At 64.3% G+C, this 22,276-nt stretch carries 23 protein-coding genes and 2 tRNA genes; 6 read left to right on the top strand and 19 right to left on the bottom strand.

Annotation, left to right across the window (positions count from 1 at the left end; all coding sequences use genetic code 11):
* Positions 1 to 10: 10 nt before the first annotated feature.
* From JJ918_RS05845 to JJ918_RS05865, 5 genes are all read right to left on the bottom strand, one after another.
* Complete coding sequence (locus JJ918_RS05845) at positions 11 to 577, bottom strand: SRPBCC domain-containing protein (protein WP_291884504.1); 567 nt, start codon at positions 575 to 577, stop codon at positions 11 to 13.
* On the bottom strand, positions 570 to 974 hold the full coding sequence (locus JJ918_RS05850) for a helix-turn-helix transcriptional regulator (protein WP_291884507.1): 405 nt from the start codon (positions 972 to 974) through the stop codon (positions 570 to 572). Before JJ918_RS05850 ends, JJ918_RS05845 begins: the two co-directional genes overlap by 8 nt.
* Positions 975 to 1,078: 104 nt before the next feature.
* Complete coding sequence (locus JJ918_RS05855; protein WP_291884510.1) at positions 1,079 to 2,041, bottom strand: alpha/beta hydrolase; 963 nt, start codon at positions 2,039 to 2,041, stop codon at positions 1,079 to 1,081.
* Positions 2,042 to 2,048: 7 nt separating this feature from the next.
* Positions 2,049 to 2,885, bottom strand: a complete 837-nt coding sequence (locus JJ918_RS05860; protein ID WP_291884513.1) for an SDR family oxidoreductase — start codon at positions 2,883 to 2,885, stop codon at positions 2,049 to 2,051.
* On the bottom strand, positions 2,882 to 4,393 hold the full coding sequence (locus JJ918_RS05865) for an NAD(P)/FAD-dependent oxidoreductase (protein ID WP_291884516.1): 1,512 nt from the start codon (positions 4,391 to 4,393) through the stop codon (positions 2,882 to 2,884). Before JJ918_RS05865 ends, JJ918_RS05860 begins: the two co-directional genes overlap by 4 nt.
* 171 nt (positions 4,394 to 4,564) lie before the next feature.
* On the opposite strand from JJ918_RS05865, the gene JJ918_RS05870 reads away from it, so the two are divergent.
* Positions 4,565 to 5,665: an NADH:flavin oxidoreductase gene (locus tag JJ918_RS05870; RefSeq protein WP_291884520.1), complete on the top strand. Its 1,101-nt coding sequence runs from the start codon at positions 4,565 to 4,567 to the stop codon at positions 5,663 to 5,665.
* Here JJ918_RS05870 and JJ918_RS05875 read toward each other — a convergent pair.
* The 4 genes from JJ918_RS05875 to JJ918_RS05890 form a co-directional block, all read right to left on the bottom strand.
* Positions 5,662 to 6,504: a flagellin gene (locus JJ918_RS05875; protein ID WP_291884523.1), complete on the bottom strand. Its 843-nt coding sequence runs from the start codon at positions 6,502 to 6,504 to the stop codon at positions 5,662 to 5,664. The genes JJ918_RS05870 and JJ918_RS05875 overlap by 4 nt on opposite strands.
* Positions 6,505 to 6,694: 190 nt before the next feature.
* Complete coding sequence (locus JJ918_RS05880) at positions 6,695 to 8,353, bottom strand: acyl-CoA dehydrogenase family protein (protein WP_291884526.1); 1,659 nt, start codon at positions 8,351 to 8,353, stop codon at positions 6,695 to 6,697.
* A gap of 131 nt (positions 8,354 to 8,484) precedes the next feature.
* Complete coding sequence (locus JJ918_RS05885) at positions 8,485 to 12,099, bottom strand: S8 family serine peptidase (protein WP_291884528.1); 3,615 nt, start codon at positions 12,097 to 12,099, stop codon at positions 8,485 to 8,487.
* A 4-nt stretch (positions 12,100 to 12,103) separates the two neighbouring features.
* Complete coding sequence (locus tag JJ918_RS05890; RefSeq protein WP_291884532.1) at positions 12,104 to 12,544, bottom strand: protease inhibitor I9 family protein; 441 nt, start codon at positions 12,542 to 12,544, stop codon at positions 12,104 to 12,106.
* 246 nt (positions 12,545 to 12,790) lie between these two features.
* On the opposite strand from JJ918_RS05890, the gene JJ918_RS05895 reads away from it, so the two are divergent.
* Complete coding sequence (locus JJ918_RS05895) at positions 12,791 to 13,927, top strand: PepSY domain-containing protein (protein ID WP_291884535.1); 1,137 nt, start codon at positions 12,791 to 12,793, stop codon at positions 13,925 to 13,927.
* A gap of 157 nt (positions 13,928 to 14,084) precedes the next feature.
* Here the strand turns inward: JJ918_RS05895 and JJ918_RS05900 are convergent.
* The 10 genes from JJ918_RS05900 to JJ918_RS05945 form a co-directional block, all read right to left on the bottom strand.
* Positions 14,085 to 14,160, bottom strand: a tRNA-Phe gene (locus JJ918_RS05900).
* 121 nt (positions 14,161 to 14,281) lie between these two features.
* The gene (locus JJ918_RS05905; RefSeq protein WP_291884538.1) at positions 14,282 to 14,449 is read right to left on the bottom strand and encodes a DNA gyrase inhibitor YacG; all 168 of its coding nucleotides are present in this window, start codon (positions 14,447 to 14,449) and stop codon (positions 14,282 to 14,284) included.
* A 34-nt stretch (positions 14,450 to 14,483) separates the two neighbouring features.
* The gene (locus tag JJ918_RS05910; RefSeq protein WP_291884541.1) at positions 14,484 to 15,557 is read right to left on the bottom strand and encodes a ribonuclease E/G; all 1,074 of its coding nucleotides are present in this window, start codon (positions 15,555 to 15,557) and stop codon (positions 14,484 to 14,486) included.
* Positions 15,554 to 16,177: a Maf family nucleotide pyrophosphatase gene (locus tag JJ918_RS05915; protein ID WP_291884543.1), complete on the bottom strand. Its 624-nt coding sequence runs from the start codon at positions 16,175 to 16,177 to the stop codon at positions 15,554 to 15,556. The genes JJ918_RS05910 and JJ918_RS05915 overlap by 4 nt, the downstream gene beginning before the upstream one ends.
* A 40-nt stretch (positions 16,178 to 16,217) precedes the next feature.
* A complete protein-coding gene (infA, locus tag JJ918_RS05920; protein WP_019961978.1) occupies positions 16,218 to 16,436 on the bottom strand; it encodes a translation initiation factor IF-1 in 219 nt (72 codons plus the stop codon).
* 123 nt (positions 16,437 to 16,559) lie between these two features.
* Positions 16,560 to 16,994, bottom strand: coding sequence for a low molecular weight phosphatase family protein (locus tag JJ918_RS05925; RefSeq protein WP_291884548.1), 435 nt, complete (start codon positions 16,992 to 16,994; stop codon positions 16,560 to 16,562).
* A complete protein-coding gene (locus JJ918_RS05930) occupies positions 16,991 to 17,473 on the bottom strand; it encodes a UPF0262 family protein (RefSeq protein ID WP_291884551.1) in 483 nt (160 codons plus the stop codon). The genes JJ918_RS05925 and JJ918_RS05930 overlap by 4 nt, the downstream gene beginning before the upstream one ends.
* Entirely contained in the window at positions 17,470 to 17,931 is a 462-nt protein-coding gene (locus JJ918_RS05935; RefSeq protein ID WP_291884554.1) for a DUF2948 family protein, read from the bottom strand. The genes JJ918_RS05930 and JJ918_RS05935 overlap by 4 nt, the downstream gene beginning before the upstream one ends.
* Before the next feature lie 4 nt (positions 17,932 to 17,935).
* Positions 17,936 to 19,213: a UDP-N-acetylglucosamine 1-carboxyvinyltransferase gene (gene murA, locus JJ918_RS05940; protein WP_291884555.1), complete on the bottom strand. Its 1,278-nt coding sequence runs from the start codon at positions 19,211 to 19,213 to the stop codon at positions 17,936 to 17,938.
* Between the two features lie 67 nt (positions 19,214 to 19,280).
* Positions 19,281 to 19,502: a hypothetical protein gene (locus tag JJ918_RS05945; protein WP_291884556.1), complete on the bottom strand. Its 222-nt coding sequence runs from the start codon at positions 19,500 to 19,502 to the stop codon at positions 19,281 to 19,283.
* 95 nt (positions 19,503 to 19,597) lie between these two features.
* Here JJ918_RS05945 and JJ918_RS05950 point away from each other — a divergent pair.
* The 4 genes from JJ918_RS05950 (at position 19,598) to pip (ending at position 22,274) form a co-directional block, all read left to right on the top strand.
* Positions 19,598 to 19,672, top strand: a tRNA-Thr gene (locus JJ918_RS05950).
* Between the two features lie 236 nt (positions 19,673 to 19,908).
* Positions 19,909 to 20,523, top strand: a complete 615-nt coding sequence (locus JJ918_RS05955; protein ID WP_291884557.1) for a hypothetical protein — start codon at positions 19,909 to 19,911, stop codon at positions 20,521 to 20,523.
* Positions 20,524 to 20,616: 93 nt separating this feature from the next.
* Positions 20,617 to 21,105 (top strand): hypothetical protein, encoded by a 489-nt coding sequence (locus tag JJ918_RS05960; RefSeq protein WP_291884558.1) that lies wholly within the window; start codon positions 20,617 to 20,619, stop codon positions 21,103 to 21,105.
* Positions 21,106 to 21,254: 149 nt separating this feature from the next.
* Positions 21,255 to 22,274, top strand: coding sequence for a prolyl aminopeptidase (pip, locus tag JJ918_RS05965; protein WP_291884559.1), 1,020 nt, complete (start codon positions 21,255 to 21,257; stop codon positions 22,272 to 22,274).
* Positions 22,275 to 22,276: the final 2 nt, after the last annotated feature.

The raw sequence follows: 22,276 nt of genomic DNA on the forward strand, positions 1-22,276 counted from the left end.
GTCTGCCTCCCTACCCTTTCGGCGCCCGGTCGAGCGGCCAGTTTTCCGAGCGCGCGGTCTTCGGCGTCATCGGCGCCATCAGTGAGAACATGAACAGCAAGGCCTGACCGCCGAAGGTTGCCTTGCCGGTCTCGACGACCGATTTGAGATTCTCGGAGATGAATTTCGCCCCCTGGGCCATCTGCTTTTCCGACTTCGAAACCGGATCGCCAGCCGGATGCTCGTTGATCAGCGTGAATTCCGTACCACCATCCACCTCTTTGAGCTGATAGCGAACGATCGAGGCCGGATCCTCGGACGTGGTGAAGCGGAAGGTGTGCGCATAGCGACGCGGCGGATCGAACTCGATCACCTCGCCCATCGCCATGGTGAACTTGCCGTCCGGCGAGCGCATGGCAAACGGGGCACCGGTCTTGAGCCCCGGCGTGTCGTATTGTCCGCCGAAGAAGAAGGGCAGCGGACGATCGGTGCGGATCAGCTCCGACCAGACTGTCTCGATCGAAGCGCGGATCACCACGCGGTACATGGATGTGCGAACGGCATCCGCCTGTTCGGCCTTGCTGGCTGTTTCACTCATGGCTTTCCCCTTGTCTGCCCCCTGTCGCCGTCCGGCCCTTTCCGGCCGCGACGTCCCCCCCGTCCGCCGCAGCGCGCTGCTCGGCGAGGTATTTGATATCCAGCGTGCGACCGGCCCACAGCGCCGAATACTCGCTCGTCCAGCGGTCGTGGATCATCTGGATAGGAACCGCATTCATGTAGAGATGGCGCGTCCGGCCGCGCTTGTCGGAAATGATCAGCTGCGCGTCCTCCAGCACAGCCAGATGGCGCATCACCGCCACCCGGCTGACATCGAATCCGCTGGCGACCTGCCCGACAGAACAGCCGGGATGATTTTTCACGCAGTCGAGCATGCGGCGGCGCTGGGCATTCCCCAGTGCCTGGAAAACCGCATCCATCGAGTCCGGAGACATCATCACAATCCTCAACATGTAATGCTTTTATTACATGTTTGGACGCACAAAATGTCAAGCACACAAGGGACTACGCACTACGGCACTGAAAAACGTAATGATTATAGCTAGTTTTTGAAGCGACCTGCGACCCGCCGGACGAAAGCCTCCACCTGCTCCGGCACGATCACCAGCGGCATGTGACCGCCGCCATCCAGCGTTTCGATGTCAGCGTCCGGCAAGGCCTGACGCAAGACGGCAATCTGGTCGCCGGCAGACAGGATGCGGTCGTCGGTGCCGTAAAAGAGCCCGACCGGCACTTCGATACCGTCGATGCGCCCCGTGATATCGTCCATGTCCTTCGCTACACACTGCAGGTCTGTCGCCGCCGCATAGAAGGCCTCCGGACGCAGGCTGAGCAGACCACCGCCCCGTGTGCGGAAATCCTTGGGCGGGGCGTCGGGCCCGAAGACGAAGGCCAGGGTCTTTTCGCCATTGCGGATCGACATCGGTACCGCCAGCGTATTCGCCACCAGACGGCGCAGGGCCGGGTTGGCGATATTGATGCCGGCAAAGGCTTCAGCCGGTTGAGACGGTGCCTGTATCAGCGCCGAAACCAGCGCCAGCGCCTTCACCCGCTCAGGATGATTGACCGCCAGCGCCAGCGAAACAGCCCCTCCGAGCGAATGCCCGACGAGGATGGCGGGGCCGATCCCTTCCTTTTCGAGCATCTCGGCGATCATGCGGGCCTGTTCAGGAATGCGCGCCCGCTCGTCGCCGTCGCGCTCCGACCAGCCGCACCCGGGGCGATCGATTGCGATGACCCGGAAATCCCCGGCCAATCGGTCGACCAGGGCATAGCCGAAATTGTGCAGATTGCCGGCCAGGCCGTGGATCATCACGACCGGCGGCCCCTCGCCCTGCTCGGTCCAGTGGATACGCCCGCCGGAGACTTCGGTGAAGCGGCCGCGCGCGGGGATCGCCGCTGCAGCTTTCTTCGCAACGGCAATACTGAACCGCCAGGCGAGAACCAGGGCCAGAAGGATCAGGGCGAACAGCCCAACGAAGATCCACATGATGATCGACAGCATGTTTGCCCTACTCGCTCTTCGCGCCGGTGAGACGCCCCAGTTTCGACCAGTAGCTGACCGGCCAGACCCGCTCGATCAGCGCCATGGTGTGCGCATCGCGCCCGACGAGAATGCGCGGCTTTCGCCGCTCCACACCGCGCAGGATGATCCGCGCCGCTTCGGGCGGCGGCATCACCAGCAGGCGCCGCGCCCGTTCGCGCCCTTCGGAAACTTCCATATTGCTCGCATCCGCCGGCATCCGCGCGCTCTCCGCGATCTGTGTCGCGACGCCGCCGGGATGGACGACCGTCACCCCCACTCCCGACCGCTCCATGGCCAGCTCGTGCCGCAGCGCATTGGAAAAACCGCGCAGGGCGAACTTCGCGGCGGAATAGGCCGTCTGCCCGGGCGGCGAGATAATTCCGAATATGCTCGACGTGTTGACGATCTGGGCTGGAGCGGACCGTTCCATCAGCGGCAGCAGGGCACGCGTGAGGCGCACCGGCGCATGGAAATTGATCTCCATCAGCCAGTCGAAATCGGTGTCCGTCACACGGTCAAAAGTTCCGCCGAGAGCAACACCGGCATTGTTGAACAGGAGATGCAGCGGGTCGTCCCCGCCAGCGACCTCGGCCGAAAAAGCCGCAACTGCTTCACGGTCCGACAGATCGAGCGCCCGGGTCCTAACCGTCACGCCGGAGCCAGCAAGCTCTGCCGCGAGCGCTTTGAGACCGGCGGAATTCACGTCGACCAGGAGAAGGTCGGTACCGCGTCCGGCAAGATCGCGCGCGAGTGCAGCGCCGATGCCGCTGGCCGCGCCTGTAATCAGCGCGCGACGGCCGACGAATTCGAAACGGCCGCTCATTCTGCCACATCCCGGCGCAGGGCCGTGTGCGAGAGACGCGGCGTGTATTCGCCCGCGTTGGCAAAGCGCATATGGCCGTCCTCCAGCCGGCCATAGCGGATCGCCAGCATATCCCGGATATAGTTCTGATAGGTGCGCCAAGGGGCGACCGAGCCTTGCTTGGGTAGATGCGGCAGGGCGCGCTGCACATACCCCGAGGAGAAGTCGAGCAGCGGCGCCGGCTGCAGATCGTCCGGCGGGATCGGCACCGCGATCTCGGCACCGGTACGTTCCATATAGTTGAGCATCCGGCAGACCCGTTCGCAGGTCAGATCCACCTTCAGCGTCCAGGACGCATTGGTATAGCCAAACGCCAGCGCCAGGTTCGGCATATTGCCCAGCATCATGCCGCGATAGGTGAAGAGCTCGGCGGGTGTGACCGGCACCCCGTCAAGACTGAGGCGCGACCCGCCGGCCAGCTGCATGTCCAGACCTGTTGCGGGAACGATGATATCAGCCTCGATCTCGGCGCCGGACTTCAGGCGGATGCCGGTCTTCGTGAAACACTCGATATGATCGGTCACGATCGAGGCTGAACCGGTACGCAGGGCCTCGAAAAAATCCCCGTCCGGCGCGAGGCAGAAACGCTGGTCCCACGGATTATAATGCGGGGTGAAATGGGTCTCGACGTCGAAATCCTCGCCCAGCTCCTCGCGGACATGCTTGATCACCTGGCGTTTGACGAAGGCCGGGAAACGCTTTGACAACTGGTAGACATAGATCGACAGCGCGATGTTCTTCATTCGGGCGATCAGGTAGGCCAGCTTACTGGGCAGGACACGCTGAAGCGCGTCGGCCAGGCCGTCGCGGGAAGGGCGCGCAGCGATATAGGTCGGCGATCGCTGCAGCATTGTCACATGGGCAGCGCTCTGCGCCATCGCCGGGACCAGCGTTACCGCCGTAGCTCCCGAGCCGATAATCACCACGCGCTTGCCGGAATAGTCGAGGTCTTCCGGCCAGAGCTGGGGATGCACGATCTCGCCACCGAAATCGCCCTGGCCGGGGAAGTCCGGCATATAGCCTTGCTCGTAGCGGTAATAGCCGGAGCACAGCATCAGGAAACGGCAGTCGAACTCGACGCGCTTGCCGTCATGCTCCGCCGTGACCGTCCACAGCGCCTTGTCGCTGTCCCAGTTTGCCCCGACGACACGATGGCCATAGCGGATATGCGTGTCGATACCGTTCTCGCTGGCCGTAGTCTCGATATAGTCGCGAATGGCCGGTCCATCAGCGAACACCTTGCCGCCAGTCCACGGCCGGAAGGCATAGCCGAACGTGTACATGTCGCTGTCAGAGCGGATGCCGGGATAGCGGAACAGATCCCACGTCCCGCCCATCGCCGCGCGCGACTCCAGGATCATGTAGCTGCGTTCGGGGCAGCGCGCCTGCAGGTGATAGGCCGCGCCGACCCCGGACAGACCCGCGCCGACAATCACCACATCCAGCACATCGCTTTTTGCTTCGCTCATCTGGCTCCCCGTCCTGTACAGCCGCAAAAAGTGAACACTGTTTCTGGCAAAGCGCAAGCGTGTGGACCGGGACACACGACGATTCCGAATATTCGAAATGCACACCCGGGACTCGATTCTGCGGAGGAATTGTCTAACTGCTCTGATCAACGGTTTGTCGAGGAGAAGAATATGACCGACACAAAGGCGCTCTTCCGCCCTTTTTCGCTGGGCTCGCTGGAGCTCAGCAATCGTATCGTGATGGCGCCGATGACGCGCTCGAAGAGCCCGGGCGGCATTCCGGGCGAACCGGTCGTCGAATACTATCGCCGCCGTGCCGCCAACGCGGTTGGCCTGATCATCACCGAAGGTACGACGGTCGACCGCCCCGGCGCCAGCTTCGACCCGGCCATACCGAACTTTCATAACCCCGACTCCCTGACCGGCTGGCGCAAGGTCGTGGACGCCGTGCATGCCGAAGGCGGCAAGATCGCGCCGCAGCTGTGGCATGTCGGCCTGGCGCGCCGCCCGGGAACCGGTCCGCACCCGGACGCCGCATCCGACAGCCCGTCCGGCGTTCTGCCCAATGGCAAGCAGATCGGCGAGCCGATGACCGCCGAAGACATTACCGACACGATCTCCGCCTTTGCGAAGGCCGCAAAGGCCGCCGCCGAAATCGGCTTCGACGCCATCGAGCTGCACGGCGCGCATGGTTATCTGCTCGACCAGTTCTTCTGGGACGGCACCAACAAGCGCGACGACCGTTTCGGCGGTGGACTGATTGAGCGCACCACCATCGTCCAGGAGATCGTCCGGGCGGTGCGCGCGGAAATCCCGGCCGACCTGCCGCTCATCCTTCGCTTCTCGCAATGGAAGCAGCAGGACTACAATGCCCGCCTGGCCCAGACCCCGGACGAGCTGGAAGCCTTCCTTGCGCCCCTGTCTGACGCCGGCGTCGACATCTTCCATGCCTCCACCCGCCGCTTCTGGATTCCCGAGTTCGAGGGGTCCGATCTCAACCTGGCCGGTTGGACGAAAAAGCTCTCCGGCAAGCCGGCCATCACCGTTGGCTCGGTCGGCCTCAACTCCGACTTCCTCGGCGCCTTCATGGGCGAAAACTCGCAAGCCTCGTCGATCGACAGCCTGATCGAGCGCCTTGAAAACGATGAGTTCGACCTGGTGGCTGTCGGCCGCGCATTGATCAGCGATCCGGAATGGGCCGCAAAGGTCCGCGATGGCCGCCTCGACGAACTCAGCGACTTCGACGCAGAGAAGCTGAAGGAACTGGTCTAGCGGAACAGCTGCAACAGGGCTTGCGGCGCACGGTTCGCGATAGACAGGGCCTGGATGCCGAGCTGTTGCTTCACCTGGAGCGCCTGCAGTTCGGCCGCCGCCTTGGCCATGTCCACATCGACAAGATTGCCGATGCCCTTTTCCAGGGCGTCGGTGAGCTTGTCGGTGAAGCTGCTCTGGATCTCCAGCCGCTTCGATGCAGACCCCAGGCGGGCCAGCACGGCGCCGATATTGTCGATGGAACTGTCGAGTTCGGAAATCGCCAGATCGGCGTTCACGAATGCGCTGATCGTGGCGTCCTCGGAGAGGATGATATTGGTCCCCGGCCCGCCCGGCGGCCCATAGGAGAGGTCCTCGGCCGCGAAGGTAATCCGGCTGCTGCCATCGTCATTGGCAAGCACAGACAGGTCGTCGCCCCCCGACTTGATCATGTTGATGCCGTTGAATTCGGCGTTCGCGATAATCGTCTTGATCTGGTCGCGCAGCTGGACGAAGTCCTCGTTCAACGCATTGCGGCTCTGCTGGTCCAGGCTGCGGTCCGAGGCCGCAAGCGCCTTCTCCCGCATCTCGATCAGAATGTCCGAAATGGATTCGCTCGCCGCGATTGCGACATCGACCACGCTCGTTCCGCGGTCCAGCGACTGCTTGACGACATTGTAGCCGGCCACCTTGGCCCGCATGCCCTGGGCGATCGCGTAGATCGCGCCATTATCCTTGGCAGACGAGACCTTGAGGCCCGTGCTGATCTGGCGCTGAACCACTTCGAGACGTGCATTCGTCTCGCGCAGATTCTGCAGCGCGATCATCGCACCGGCATTGGTGTTGACCGAGAAGGTCATGCTGTCTCCTTCTGAGACGCCGCAACGAGGCTTCCCGCGAATACTTCGCGTGGTCATATGCTATGCAAGATCTGCGCCACGCGACGCCCCAGGCAGGCCTTGCATCGTCGCCGGCCACGCGCGCCGGAACAGGCAAGACCTGCCGGGCTTTCGGGAAATTTCTGCCGCACCGGCAATTCTTACCGGGCCGTCAGAGCGGGCTGGCACGCTCGACAATCGCAGCGGCATCGAGCTGACCGGTCAGTGCGCCATACGCAAAGCTGCGGTGATCCGGATCCAGCCGCGCGGCACAGAAACCGTCAAAGACATAATCCGGCGATGCGTGGTGCAGGGCCGCGGCCTGAAGGCCCAGCGCGACACCTTCAGCGAAGGCTCGCGCCGTCGCTTCCCCCAGAACACCCGGTTTGAACCAGTCGTCCAGCCGCTGGAGGTGGGCGTCGTAGAAGCGGTTGATACCACGCACCGCCACGAGCTCGGCGCGAACAGCTTCCAGACTGTCGGGCTCCCGGCCCAGCGCCCGCAACACGTCCAGCGCGATGACATTGCCCGAACCTTCCCAGATGGCGTTAAGCGGCGATTGCCGGTAGAGGCGCGGCATCGGCCCTTCCTCCACAAATCCCGCGCCGCCGTGACACTCGAGCGCCTCGTAGACGAGCCCCGGTTGACGCTTGCACACCCAGTATTTTGCGATCGGCGTGGCCAGCCGCATGAAGGCCGCCTCGCCTACCGACGCCTCCGCCCGGTCGAAACTGTGCGCCAGACGCAGCCCCAGCGCGACCGCCGCTTCCGCCTCCAGCGCCAGATCCGCCAGCACGGCTTTCATCGCCGGCTGGTCGACGAGCTTCATCTGGAAAGCGGTACGGTGCTCGGCATGCCAGAGCGCCTGCGCCAGTGCAGCCCGCATGCCGCCCGCCGAGCCCAGGATACAATCGAGCCGCGTGTGCTGGACCATGTCGATGATCGTGCGCACGCCCCGGCCTTCATCCCCGACTCGCCGCGCCCAGGCGCCATGATACTCGATCTCCGAGGACGCGTTGGAGCGGTCGCCCAGCTTGTCCTTGAGACGCATGATATGCATCGCATTGCGCGTACCGTCTGGCCGCCAGCGCGGTACGAGGAAGCAGGTCAGCCCGCCCTCGGCCTGGGCCAGGGTCAGGAAGGCATCGCCCATCGGGGCGGAGCAGAACCATTTGTGCCCGGTCAGTTCGTACTCGCCCGCTCCGCCCGCGGGCACAGCCCGTGTGGTGTTGGCGCGAACATCGGAACCGCCCTGCTTCTCCGTCATGGCCATGCCGAAGGTGACGCCGGCCTTTTCCTCCGCCGGAATGAAGCGCGGATCATAGCGACCGGCCGCAATCCGCGGTTCCCATTCAGCCGCGATAGCCGGCTCGGCCCGCAGCGCCGGCACGGCGGCATAGGTCATCGACATCGGGCAGACGACGCCGGCATCCGCCTGCGTCATCAGATAGAGCATGGACGCATGCAGCACATGCCCGGCTTCGCCCTCAGTCCAGGCCGCCGAGGACAGACCGGCATCCAGTCCCAGCCGCATCAGCTCGTGATAGGCCGGATGAAACTCGACCTCGTCCAGACGGTGCCCGTAGCGATCGAAAGCTTTCAGTTTTGGCGGGCTCTCGTTGGCGCGGCGTGCCCAGTCGACCGTTTCGGCCGCACCGCACCGCGCACCCATCGCAGACAACCGTTCGGCGTGCGCATCGCCCCCCGCCGCAACCAGCGCCGACTGCAACGCGCGATCGCTCTTGCACAGATTGACGTCCTCGAAGGGCGGCGGCTGGTTGGTGACGGTATGGGTCGCCAGTTCGGTGTGGGGTTTGTAAGGCGCTGTCATGACGCGACATCCGTTGCTGCGGAGCTGTCAGTCTACACCAATCGCCAGATCACGCAGCAGCAGCGCCCCAGAACACAAGCGGCCGGGCACTCGAGGCGCCCGGCCGTTCGTTCATTGACATTCCGACCTGATCAGTCGGCAGCTGAATCGGCGTCGAAGCCGAGATCGGACAGGCCACCCGCGCTGGTCGTCACCAACCGCCGCATCGTCAATCCGGCATTTACGTCGTCCTCGTCCGCAACGACGCGGAAAAGAACGTCAGCACGTCCGAAACTGCCGCAATCGGCGAAATCCGACGGGAGGATAACGAAGTCACCCTCGCCGGACCGCGCCGCGCGAATGGTCAGCGAACAGTCGAAATAGGAGCCGATGCCGGACCCCGCCGTCGCATTCATGAGTGCGACATCGACCCGGTACGGCGCGCCGCTGGCCAGCCCGCTGATGCGGAATGAACTCATCGTCGTTCCATTGGCATCCTCGACCCAGTCAAACGGACCGAATGACACTGCGCCAAGTCCCGACGGAGCTCCGTTCGGGACGTTGGACGCAGTCGCGTTGGAGCCCGGCGTATGATCAAAACCAAAATCGGTCAGATCCCGGCTTGGCCCGATGGCAAACCGGCGCATCATCAGCCCTTGCGGCACATCCGTCTTGAGACCACGGATCCGGAAAACAAGGTCCGCCTGCCCAAACGCGCCGCAATCGCCGAGGTCCGACTGCGTGACAAGGTATTCTTGGCCGTTCTTGCGCTCCGGACGAATGGTCAATGAGCAATCGGCGAAGGTCCCGTTATAGCCGGCAGCCTGCGCCGACCGGATTGCCAGATCGATCTGGGTGGGCAGCCCGGTCTCGAAGCCGACAATCCGGAAAATGCTCGACAGGCCGGCAGAACTGTCGCCAGTCCACTCGAACGGTCCGAAGGCGGCCTGTCCATGCGTGGCATCGAGCGAGACAAAGGTAGAAAATGCGCTGCTCTCCTGATCGAAAGCAAAATCAGTCAGACCGCCGCTCAATGCGGTGGCGAACCGTCGCATCGCGAGCCCGTTCGAGACGTCAGTCGAGTCTGCAGAAATGCGGAACGTCAGGTCACCACGAACAAAGTTGCCGCAAGCGGCCAGATCAGAGCCGAAAATCAGATACTCAGAGCCGTTGTACCGGGTTCCGAGGATGTTCAGCGCGCAGTCCGAGAACGCCCCGGCATAACCATCCGAAGCGGCATTATCGATAGCAACGAAGATTGAGGTGGGAATGGCTGTTCCAAGCCCCGATATCCGGAATGCACTGCCGGTAAAGGCATTTGCATCGCCGGTCCATTCGAACGGTCCGAAATCGGCATTCGCCAGGGCGGCCGGCGCAGCTGCTGCGGGTTCATCAGGAACCGTGTCGGCCCGGGCCCAAATGCTGTCTTCTGCAAGAGCAACAAATCCGGCATCGCTTTCAAGGCCCGGCCCGGACTGCGCCGACGTCTCGGAAGAACTAGTGCCTTCGGCGTCAAAGCTGAAATCCGTCATCCCGCCAAGACTGTTCGTCGCGAAACGACGCATCCGGATGCCTTCCGTGATATCGGCCTGCTCGGCAAAAATGCGGAAAGTCAGATCGGCGCGACGGAAATTACCGCACTCGGCCAGATCGGTGTTTGTGATGATGTATTCGCCCCTGTTGTACCGGCCGGGCTGGACGGTTAGGCTGCAGTCACTGAAATCACCACTGTACGCGCCGAATGCCGTATTCGAGAGAGCGACACTGATCGCCGTCGGCAAGCCGGTATCCAGCCCGGTTATCCGGAATACATTTTGCGAAACAGCAGAGGCATCACCGGCCCAGGGATAGGGCCCGAGTTCAGCAACGGCGCCAGTTTGCTCGACTTGGATCGAGACGGGTATGGACATGGTCTGACCGTTCGAGGTCAAGGTCACACGGCCAGAGTCTGCGAAAACTGGCAGATTGCCCATATCCACACTCAACTCCAGCGTTCTGCTACTACCTGCCGGGATGCTAAAACTGCCGGAGTTGGTGTCTATCCAGGCCGGAGTCGACGAGACTGTCACCGACCGAGCGCTACCTGTCGTATTCTCCAGCTGATATAATTTGGTCCCAAATGAAGTTGGGTCCCCAGACTCGCCACTCACGCGATAGGCCTCCGCGGGGGTCAGCTCAACGCCGCCAGCCAGAACACCACCGTCCTGCAGCATTTCGTAAGCTGCACCGACGTCGATGCGGGAGCGTGTGATCCCGTTGTCCGGGTCCGTCACCTGCATCCCGGTAAACTGCAGCGCGGTCAGGATTTCATCGACCGTCGCACTTGGAAAACCATCCCGCAGCGCTGCGAACGCGCCCGCAACGTGCGGTGTAGCCATCGAAGTACCCGAGCTTTGCGCAAACCAGTGGCAGAACCCCTCCGAGTTCGGCTCATCGTCTTGGATAATACAGTTTTCGCCCGTCGGCGGTTCTTCCGACTGCCAGGCGGCCATGATCGAAGACCCCGGAGCCAGGAGGTCGACCAGTTCGGACGAGTTCGAAAAGCTGGATATCTCGTCGTTCTTGGTCGTCGATCCGACCGTGATTGCCTCCGGGATACAGGACGGCGAGCTGACGGCATCGAGGAAGCGTTCATTCCCTGAGGCGATCACCGTCGCCACGCCGGCCGTGTGCAGGCTGACAACGATATTCCGAAGCGTATGCGCCGTACAGGCAGATGAATATTCCCCGCCCCCGAGACTCATATTGACCGCGGCAAGATTGAGCGTGTTGCGATTATCGTAAAGCCATTCCAGAGCCGCCAGCTGGTCTGACTGGTAGCTCAGTATGCAGGGATCGTCGCTGTCCTCGCACTCGTCCGCCTCAAAGCGGCTGAAAACATTTACCGCCACGATGTCTGAGGCGCGGGCGACACCATTTAGCGTGCGGCCTCCCGACAGGTTCACCGTCCGTCCGGCAGCCGTCGAGGCGACGTGTGTGCCGTGGAAACATCCATCCGTGCCGGTCTCCGGCGCCCGGGCGATATCATCCTCGACACAGGAGTCGCCCGAATCGGGGCCCGTGAGATCGGTTTCCTCTTCCAGACCGCCCGGACACAACGAAGTCGATGAACCCGGGTCAACTGTATTGAAACACGCACTGGCTGTGATCGCCGGCCCCGTCATGGGGTGTTCGGTCTCCACACCTGAATCAAGAATGGCAACAGCCCACCCCGACCCGTCTGCCCCCAGCGCCCAGGCATCGTCTGCTCCGACCAGCGGGATCGACTCGTCCAGCACCGGCGGCACCGGAACATCCTCCGTCACGCTCAGGACGTCAGGATGGTTGCGCAACGCTTGGATCGTGTCCGGCCGCGCCATCATGGAAAAGGCCGGTGTCACGGCAAACTGGCGGGTCACACGCTCTTCCACGACGCTCTGGCCGGCATGCGCGGCGCGCGTCGCGTCACTCAAGCGGCGCAGACCGCTTTCCCCCATCGCAGCCAGCAGGACGCGCTCGCGCAGCGACGTGAGCACTTCGCGGCGCTGCTCCAGCTCGAATGTAGTGGGTGCAGCGGAGCGCGGCGCAGCCAGCATTGCCGTATCCGTAAAGGTCACGATGACCGGGATCGGCCGCCCCTCCTCGATGCGTCGAACGGCAAACGGGGACAACGGCGCTTCGAACAATCCGTCGGAAAGCGCACCCGGCGCATCCTGGGCCATCGCCACCGCAGGCAGGAGTGCAGCACTGAGGCCGGCGACAAGAGACGGAAGAAGAGAAGATTTCATGGGATCACCGCTGCGAGATAGAGGAGTTCGAAGATAGGGTGGCCGTCGGCGCGCTGGTCGTGTCGGGCGTCACGGACAGGACGGAGGATTGTCTGCGGATACTGTCCGCTTCATCAGCAGACAGTCCCATCGCAAAACCCGGCAAGGAGCTGAAAGTCTCGTGCAGCACCGGCCGGCAGCCGGTCTGCATGCCGCTGCGATCATAACCTTGCGCACCAAAAGCCGCCTCAAGAACAGCCTCGCGCAGATCTTCCAGGGCGACAGCGTTCCTGCTGGCATCCGGCGCGAGCCTGACAATCATGATTGTCCGGTCCGCCTCGACACATCCGGCCACGGGTTCCGATGTCGTCGCACAGCCGACCAGCAGCCCGGCCGGGATCAGAGCAAGCGCCAATACTATCCCCGGAATCGACCGCCTGACTTTGCAGGTCTTTTTCAGATGCATCCCGTTTCCCCTCATTCTGCCTGCCAGTCTGGATCGACTCTTGTTCAGGCCTTGATGGCAGCATATCGCGCCATTCGGAAAAATATATGTCGCTCCGCGATGTCGACAATTTTTTATCGCCGAACAGGAGCGAACAACTTCTAAGGGCCGACTGCAGCTGTGACGCACTGCCACATCCAAACGCGACGGAAATCGCAGCCAATGTCGTTTCAGCAGGTATGGCAGCCCCGTTCCCGGAGACCCGGCATGACCTTTCGGCGCACAGTTTTCTGGACTCATCTGGCTGCAGGCCTCGTCACTGCCCTCTTCATCGGGCTTATGTCGATTACCAGCGTGCTGCTCACCTATGAGCGCCAGATGATCCGCTGGGCCCAGGATGCAGCTGTTTCCGCGCCCGCCGGCGAAGCACCCTTGACCTTCCAGGGTCTGGTGGACGCCGCAGCGGCGGAAGGCGCGCAAGCCGGCCATGTAGTTACCGTGCCGGATGGCCGGAGCGGCGCTGTGCATGTTGCAGCCGGGCGGCGCAATGCCTTCCTGCTCGATCCCTACACGGGTGACCGCCTTGAGGGCGCCGGGGAAGGCATGGAAGCCTTCTTCGGCCGGGTCATGCACATCCACCGCTGGCTCGCCTTCACGGGCGGGCGCAATGATCTGGGCGCCGCTATCAATGGCGCGGCCAATCTGGCCTTCGCCGCCCTCATTCTTACCGGGCTTTACCTGTGGTGGCCGAAGGTGTGGCGCTGGGCCTTCCTGAAAACCCAGCTCCTGTTTCGCCGCCATTATCCCTCCGCCAAGGCGCGTCACTATAACTGGCACCATGTGATGGGCTTCTGGATGGCGTTACCACTGCTCGCCATCACGCTGACCGGTGCGGTCTTCTCCTACGGCTGGGCCAATGCGCTGGTCTATGCGGCCTTTGGCGAAAGCGTGCCGGTGCGAGGCGGACCGCCGGTTCCCGCTGGCACCGCGGACTCAGCGCCTGACGAGCCGCGAGGCCTGGCCGGCGAGCCCGTGTCGCTGGACGCGCTCGTGGCGCGCGCTATCGCCGAGACCGGCCCCGGACGCCGGATTGCCATTACCCTGCCTGAGGAAGGCGCCGAAACGGTGCGCATATCTGTGGATCACGGCAATGGTGTCCAGGCCAGCCTGATCGACGAGGTCGTGGTGTTCCGCGACGGATCGGGCCTGGCCACGGCGACACCGGCACGCCGCTCGCCCGCCGCCGAGGCCCGCCGCTATATCCGTTTCCTGCACACCGGAGAAATCTACGGCCTCGCCGGCCAGACCCTCGCGGGCCTCGCATCCCTGTTTGCCGTCCTGCTGGTCTATACCGGAGCCTGCCTCGGCGTGACCCGGCTGCGGCGGATGTGGCGGGAGCGATAGGCCGGATGCAGCGCGTTCTGTTTGAGGAGAAGAATGGCGCGGGCTGATGGACCAGCCTCTAACCCCACAGCCCTGAGCGCGTTCCAGGTGAGCATCGACCCGATCGCCGGCGGCCGCGACAGGCTCGGGTCGAGCGGAGCGGGAACAAGGGAAAAAATGGTGCCCGGGGGCGGATTCGAACCACCGACACGCGGATTTTCAATCCGCTGCTCTACCAACTGAGCTACCCGGGCGCCGGGCGGACACGCGCATCGGGGCGCGGTCGAGAGCGCGGTTTATAGGGGCCCGCGCCGGGCCTGTCCATGGCCGTTTTCAGCGAAATGTGCACCCGGCCGCAACGTCCGGTCGGCCAGCCTAGCGGTCTTCCTCAGACGGCGGGTTTTCCTCGGCCACATCGGCCGGTTCGCCGGGAATGGCATAGCTGTCATTCATCCACTTGCCCAGATCCACATCGGCACAGCGCTTGGAGCAGAAGGGCTTGAATTCGGGGTCGGCCGGCTTGCGGCAGATGGGACATTTCATGATGCCCTCCTTGGTTCGCTATTCGCGCGCCGGGTCAGGCGCGGCTGACGCGCGCATCCTCGCGATCGAGACCGTCGGCGGCCACCAGCTCGAACCGCGGCCCGATCCGGCCGGTCAGCGCCTTGCGCCAGCCGATCGTATCAGCATCGAGCCAGGCGAAAACCTCCGGCGAGACTTCCAGCTTCTGCTTGCGGCTGCGATCGGATATGGCCTCGCCCTGCAGGCGTCGCAAGGCCGCCAGGGCACAGCTCTCCACCGACAAGCGCCCATCGGCATCGCACATCTGCTCGCGCAGTGAGCGGCCCCGGCGCTGGCGTGCCAGTTCGCCGACGCCGAATTGCGACAGCGGCGCCACATCCACCTTCGCCCGGTCACGCTTGAACGCACCGCGCATCGCCTGCTCCACCGTCTTGCGATCGGGCTGGGCGCGCATGTGCACAAAGTCGATGGCGATAATGCCGCCGAGGCCACGCAGACGCACCTGGCGGGCGGCTTCCTTGGCGGCCGACGTGTTCAGCGCCACAGCCAGCTGCGCCGGTGAGCCCTGGCCCTTGCGGCCGTCGGCATCGACATCGATCGTCGTCATCGCCCGCGTCGTCTCGATATAGAGCGAGCCGCCGCCGGGAATGGGTGCGAGCGGATTCAGCGCCGCCTCGAACTCATCGTCCAGATCGATATCCGTCTCGTCCGCCCACACCGCCTCGGCCTCGCCGTAAGCTTTCACCAAGCGCTGGGCAAGGATCGGCGCCGGCTGGAGACATTCAGGCGCATCGCCCTCCCCGGCCTCGGCCAGGGCGAGATTGGGGCCTTTTTCGGCATAGGCTTCGCGGGCAATACGCACACCGATGGCGGCGCCTTCATGGAAGCCCTTGGGCCGGCCGGCCTTGCCGAAGGGCAGGAAGCCTTCCGGCCCAACGCCGAGATCGACAAAGGCCGCATTCAGTGCCGGTTCGACCCGGCGCACGCGGCCGCGATAGATCTCGCCCTCGACGACGCGCTGACCGGCCTCGCTCCAGCGGTCCAGCCACAGCTCGACCACACGGCCATTGTCCACGACAGCGGCGCGGGTTTCGCCAATATTTTCCTCGATCAGGATGCGGCGGCTCATGTCGTCGGCCTTTCGCCCATGCGCTCGGTCACGGGATAGCCCAGACCGGCCAGCAGATTGCTCGTCTCGTAGAGCGGCAGTCCCACCACGCCGGTGAAGGAGCCGATCAGATTCACCACAAAACACCCGGCCCGGCCCTGGATACCATAGCCCCCGGCCTTTCCATGCCATTCGCCCGAGGCGATATAGGCGTCGATCTCCGGCTGGGACAGGCGTTTGAACTTCACCCGGGTCTCGACCACACGCGCCGCGAATGCCCCGCCGGGGCCTGCCGCGGCAATGCCGGTGAAGACCCGGTGATTGCGGCCGGACAGAAGGTCCAGACAGCGCCGGGCCTCGGCCTCGTCGAGCGTCTTGGGCAGAATGCGCCGGCCGACACCGACCACCGTATCTGCCGCAAGCACGAACGCATCGCCGCCCGCGCGCACGGACGGGTGCGCCATCGCCTTTTCCTGCGCCAGGCGCAGGGCGAGCGGCCCCGGCAATTCGCCGGGGATCTCGTGCTCGTCGATATGTGTGGGTTCGACCGCGTCGGGAACAATCCCGACACTGACCAGAAGATCGAGGCGGCGCGGTGAGGCGCTTGCCAGGATCAGGGGCGGTCGCGGTCCGTGTGCCATGGCGGCATCCGTCATTGCGTCGACGCGCCCCGCAAACGGTTTACTTGAAGCGATAGGTGATACGACCCTTGGTCAGGTCATAGGGTGTCATTTCGACAAGCACCTTGTCGCCCGCCAGAACCCGGATCCGGTTCTTGCGCATCTTGCCCGCCGTGTGGGCGATGATCTCGTGATCATTCTCGAGTTTGACCCGGAAGGTCGCGTTCGGAAGCAGTTCCGTCACCTCGCCGGGAAACTCCAACAACTCTTCTTTCGCCATGCGGCTCCTCAATTCCTGGCCCGGATTTCCGGGCGAAATAAATACGGGATAAGGCCGACTCGCCGTGCGGCCGGCGTCCCGGAGCGCGCTATATAGTCCTTCACCGGGTGCAAAGTCGAGACGTCAAGCGCTTTTTAGGCTGGCATCCCACTGTGCGATGCGTGCAGCAATGGCGTCACGGGTCTCTCGATAGGCCGCCAGACGCATGTCGCGATTGCCGCCGGTCTCGCTGGGATCGGGGATCGGCCAGGCCTGGAACTCGGCGCCCGTGCGCGCCGCATAGTCCCGCGCCGTGCGGTCGGCCGCAGTAGACAGCGAGACCACGATATCGGCCGCCGGCTCGCCTACACCATTGAGGGCGATCGGCGAGAAGTCTTCGAGGTCGATGCCCTCTTCCAGCATCACCGCCACCATGAAGGGGTCGACAAAGGCGGCCGGGATCACGCCGCAGGAGCGCGCCGAGACATCGTCGCCGAAGCGTTTGCGCCACAGTGCCTCGCCCATCGGCGAGCGGATGGCATTGCGCCCGCAGACGAACAGGACCGAGGGCGTCGTCATGAGGCAGCCCGCCGGTGCAGGGCGCAGATCAGGGTGAAGAGCCGCCGGGCGGTGTCGAAGTCCACCTCGATCTTGCCGCTCAGCCGCTCGCGCAGCAGCGTCGAGCCTTCGTTGTGCACCCCGCGGCGGCCCATGTCGATCGCCTCGATCTGGGCCAGCGGCGCATCGCGCACAGCCTCGTAATAGCTCTCGCAGATCAGGAAATAGTCCTTGATGATGCGGCGCAGCGGCCCCAGCGCAAAGACGAAGGCGCGCACCGGCGTATCGTCATCCTGGCGCACATCGAAGACCAGACGGTCATCCTCGATCGCCAGGCGCAGGGCAAACGGGCCGTCGGTATCGCCGGACGGACGGAAACTGTTGGCTTCGAGAAGATCGGCAATGGCAACGCGCCGCTCATGGTCGGCATTGACATCGCCCGGCCCCATGCTGGCCGCGTCGAGATCGATCCTGACAATCCGGTCCGGCAGTTCGCTCATTGCCTGCTCGCCCCTTCTTCCGGCCCGTCCTCATGCACCGGCCGGCCGCCCGTCGCGCGCCAGGGCGCGGTCAGGTCGGCCATCACCACATCCAGGCATTCCACATCAAGCCGCACCTCGCCGCCACCGGAAAACACCAGCACGACGGTGCCGGCGGGCGTTTCGGCCGGTTCGAAAGCGATGGAGAGCAGGTTGACCACGGCGTCACTGGCGCCCTGGCGGATATTCTGCGAGCGCGCCGCAGCGACGCGGCCGATCTGCAGACCGCTGCGCACACGGCGATCGCGCCGGCCCGCTTCCCAGCAGAAGCGGTTGAAGGCGATGGTAAATGCCTTCTCGCGCCGCGAGAACTGGAAGTCGCCCAGCTGCGCCACGGCATCCTGCAGGGCTGCCGATATCGGTTCGAGGTCCGTCGCGTCGAATGCCACCAGACGCAGGGGCCGGTCGTCTCGCTTCAAGGTCTCAGGACTCCGCCGGTTCAGACTGACGTTCGATCCGCGCGCCGCAGCCTGACAGCTTGGCCTCCAGGCGCTCGAACCCACGATCAAGGTGATAGACCCGATTGACCACGGTTTCACCCTCGGCGGCAAGTCCGGCAATGACCAGGCTGACCGAAGCGCGCAGGTCCGTCGCCATGACGGGGGCGCCTTTCAGCCGCGGCACACCGCGCACGACCGCCTCATTGCCGTTGACGCTGATATCGGCGCCCAGACGCGTCAGCTCCGGGGCGTGCATGAAACGGTTCTCGAAAATCGTCTCGCGGATCACCGATGTGCCTTCGGCCGTCGTCATCAGCGCCATGAATTGCGCCTGGGCGTCCGTCGGGAAGCCCGGATAGGGCTGGGTCTCGATATCGACACCCGTCACGCGGGCGCCATTGCGCTCGACCCGCACGCCGCCATCGACCGGCTGGACCGTCACGCCGGCCTCGTTCATCGCATTCCACAGCGCCTTGTTATGCGCCCACACGGCGCCATCCAGCACCACATCACCGCCAGCCGCCGCAACCGCCAGCGCATAGGTCGCGGTCTCGATCCGGTCACCGACGACCGCGTGGGTTACGCCGTTCAGGCGCTCGCGCCCCTGGATACGGATAGTCGATGTACCCGCCCCCTCGACCTCGGCGCCCATCGCCGTGAGGCAGGCCGCCAGATCGGCGATTTCCGGCTCGCGCGCGGCGTTCTCGATCACGGTCTCGCCCCGCGCCAGGGCCGCCGCGAGCATGGTGTGCTCGGTCGCGCCGACCGAAGCGAAGGGCAGGTCCACCTCGCCGCCGACAAGACCGCCTGCGGGCGCCTTGGCGTCGACATAGCCCTCTTCCAGCGTGATCTGCGCCCCCAGCGTCTCCAGCGCCTTCAGGTGCAGATCGACCGGACGCGCGCCGATGGCGCAGCCGCCCGGTAGCGAGACGCGGGCCCGGCCTTCACGGGCGACGAGCGGTCCGAGCACATTGAAGGTGGCGCGCATCTTCCGCACCAGGTCGTAGGGCGCGAATGTGTCGGTGATCTCGGCGGCGTGCAGCTGCATCTGGGCGCCGGGGCCCTCTTCCACACGCAGCCCCAGACGCGCCAGCAAATGTCCCATGAAGCGGGAATCGGCCAGGCGCGGCATATTGGTGAGAATCAGCGGCTCGTCGGTCAGAAGCGCAGCGGCCATGAGTTTGAGCGCGGAATTCTTGGCGCCGCTGATGGCGATTCGGCCGTTGAGCCGGGCGCCACCCTGGATGACGATACGGTCCATGCTTACTCCCCGGTACAGATTGGTCGGATAATGCGAGCCGGCATGCAGCCCGGCGAAGCGGGCGGCATTATGACGGCTTTCCGGGCTTTTCCGGGGCCGTTTCCGCAGCTGCGGGTGTTTCGGTTGCAGTCGCGTCCCCGGCAGGCTTCGCAGCAGCCTTGCGGCGGCGCAGATTGGCCCGCAGGGCCTCGGCCAGACGGGCCTCGCGGGACCCCGGTTCGGGCTTGCCGGACTTGCGCGGGGCGGGCGGACCGCCGTTCTGGGATGGTGTCTTCATGTAATTGGTCATGTCGAACGCTGCACATCGCGTCAAGACACTCTTGGCCTCGCTCCTCCCTTGGGTTATACGCCCGTCTCTCGATCGCCGACAGGCGAACCCGGTGCGCCGCTATAGCTCAGGGGTAGAGCGTTCCCTTGGTAAGGGAGAGGTCGAGTGTTCAATTCACTCTAGCGGCACCATTTCTTCTTTTTGCTTCCGCTCCGCTCGAACCCGTACCTGGTCGCGCTATCGGTGTTAGGGTTCGTGCTCACATGAAGCGCGCTCAAGGCTGCTTCGTTCGAGACGGGTCCGTCAGCCCGCACACCCTTTTTTTTTCGACATTATGCGCCTCTTCAATGCGGCACCCGAAACGGTCAGATTGCCTCACCTCTTATCCGCAACTATCGTTTGCAGCCCTTGTGGAGGAGGAGTTCCGGTGTCCCAGCCTGTCATTCTTGCCCTGTCCCTGCTTGCTGCCAGCTCCACCGCGCAGGAAGAGCCGGCCTGCCGCGTCGATCCCTCGCCCTATCTGGAGATGGAAGTCGACGCCTTCGACCAGAGCGAAACAGGCTGGCGTGGGATTGCGCGTCAGCGCTGCTATGCCGAAGCGGCCGATCTGATCGGGCTCTATGTCGCGGACCGGGTCGAGCCGGACGACCGCCTGTTCGGCCAGCTCGTCTGGCACCAGGCGCAGATGGAGGCCCACGCCGGCGACTATGACGCCGCGCTTCCGCTGTTCCGGCAGTCGCGCGCCATCAATATCGCCGACGGCCATACGGCCGATATCCTCATGGCGGACGCCTCGATTGCTTTCCTGGAGGGCGATATTGATGCGTTGCATGCAGCCCGCACCGCCTTGCTGGACTTGCCCGAGCCGGATGGATTTGCCGACACCATCGCCCGCTTCCGCGAAAACTACCCAGACCGGCCCCCACCGACCTGGCCGCTGAACCTCAACATCTTCGACCGGCTGATCGCCTGCTTTGGCTATAGTTATGAAGTCGCGTATGCGGGCCGCTGCGAGACGGCGGAGACGGGCGCGGACGAATGATCACGCCCGGCCGTGCACAGGCGCATCCCCTTGTGGACGCCGCGCGGCCACGGCGATAACGTCCGCCGCCGAATATCGGGGACGGTTCGGGGAATGCTGGGTTCAGATCTTTTTCGTGCTGCGGGCCTGCTGGCCGCAACGGCAGCCGGTGCGGCTGCGCTGGCGGGATTTGCGCCGGAACTGCGTGCCGCCGGCGTACTGCCCGCACCGGCCGAACGCGAGACGCTGGTCTACACGGTGATCGAGATGACCGAGCGCTTCGACACGCGGCGGGCCTGTCCGCTCGATCTGGACACTGCGCGGCAGAAGATCGAACGGCAGATCGACCGTCTGGGCTTTCAGCCCGTCTACAGTCCGATCGCGGATGGCCCGGACGTGCTGACTCATGAATTCCTGGCCGAACGCAACGTCGGTGCTCCTGCCGCGGCTCCAGCCTGCGCCTGGCAGGTCGCCGCCTTGCTGAACGGCCGCATGACACCGGCCAGCCGCGATATCGACGGCCAGCCCCTGTCGGCCGTCGACCAGCTGACACCGGCGCTGACACACCTGCTGGCCGACCGGTCCGCAGCGCCGTCATCCTGACTGCAGCGCGCATTGGAACCCATTGCGATCTGGCCGGTTACTGCTCACGCGCGGGCGGAGCCGGTCCGTCCCGGATCGCCCTCCGGCCCCTCTCCGGCTTCGCCCGCCATGCGCTTGACGTCGGCCCGGCATAACGCACCATTGAGGCGATGACCGAATATTTCCCCTCTCTCCCGCCCCGCCGCGCGGACGACCTGCCCGTCTCCGATGGCCACACCCTCTATTTCGAGGAATGCGGCAATCCGGATGGTATCCCGCTCGTCTTCCTGCATGGCGGGCCCGGCTCGGGCGCTTCAGCCAAATACCGGCGCATGTTCGATCCGGACGTGTTCAATCTCATCTTGTTCGACCAGCGCGGCTGCGGGCGCTCGACCCCGCATCTGTCGATCGAGGCAAACACCACCGCCCACCTGATCGAGGATATCGAGCAGCTGCGCGAACATCTCGGCGTCGAGCGCTGGATGGTGTTCGGCCCGTCCTGGGGATCCACCCTCGCCCTGGCCTATGCCGAGGCCTTCCCGGAGCGGGTGAGCGGACTGGTGGTGGAGGGTATTTTTCTCGCCCAACCATCCGATCTCGACTGGATGCATGGCCGCAACGGCGCCCGCAATGTCTTCCCCGATGCCTGGGCGGATTTCGCCGCGCCGGCTCCGGAGCGGGCCCGCAAGTCGCCGCGCGCCATGATGGAATGGTGTTTCGAACAGATGCAGGCCGAGATCGCCAACGGTCTGACGCTGCTGCGCCGCCTGGACGACACGAGTGTCAGCCTGGAGGAGATTCGCCAGTCCACACTGTACCGCTGGACCGAGTATGAGGACCGCCTCTCCTATCTCGACAATCCGCCCGAAGCGGTGCTGTCGGGCCTGCGGGCCCGCGGCGCAGAATTCGTGGCCGCCCACTCGCTGATCGAAGTCCACTACTTCCGCAATGGATGTTTCCTCGAGCCGGACCAGCTGATCCGCAATGCGCGGCAGCTCTCCAACATCCCCATGCACATCCTGCATTCGCGCTATGACATGGTGTGTCCGGCCAGCGCTGCCTTCCGACTGGCCCGCGCCTGCCCCCATGCCGGCTTCGACCTGGTCACCGTCAACGGCCACGCCATGACCGAGACCACTCAGCCCATCCTCAACCGCATCATGGCGCGCATGGCGTCCGTGGTAGAATAGCG

This window comes from Maricaulis sp. (genome assembly GCF_017642925.1).
GTDB lineage: Bacteria > Pseudomonadota > Alphaproteobacteria > Caulobacterales > Maricaulaceae > Maricaulis.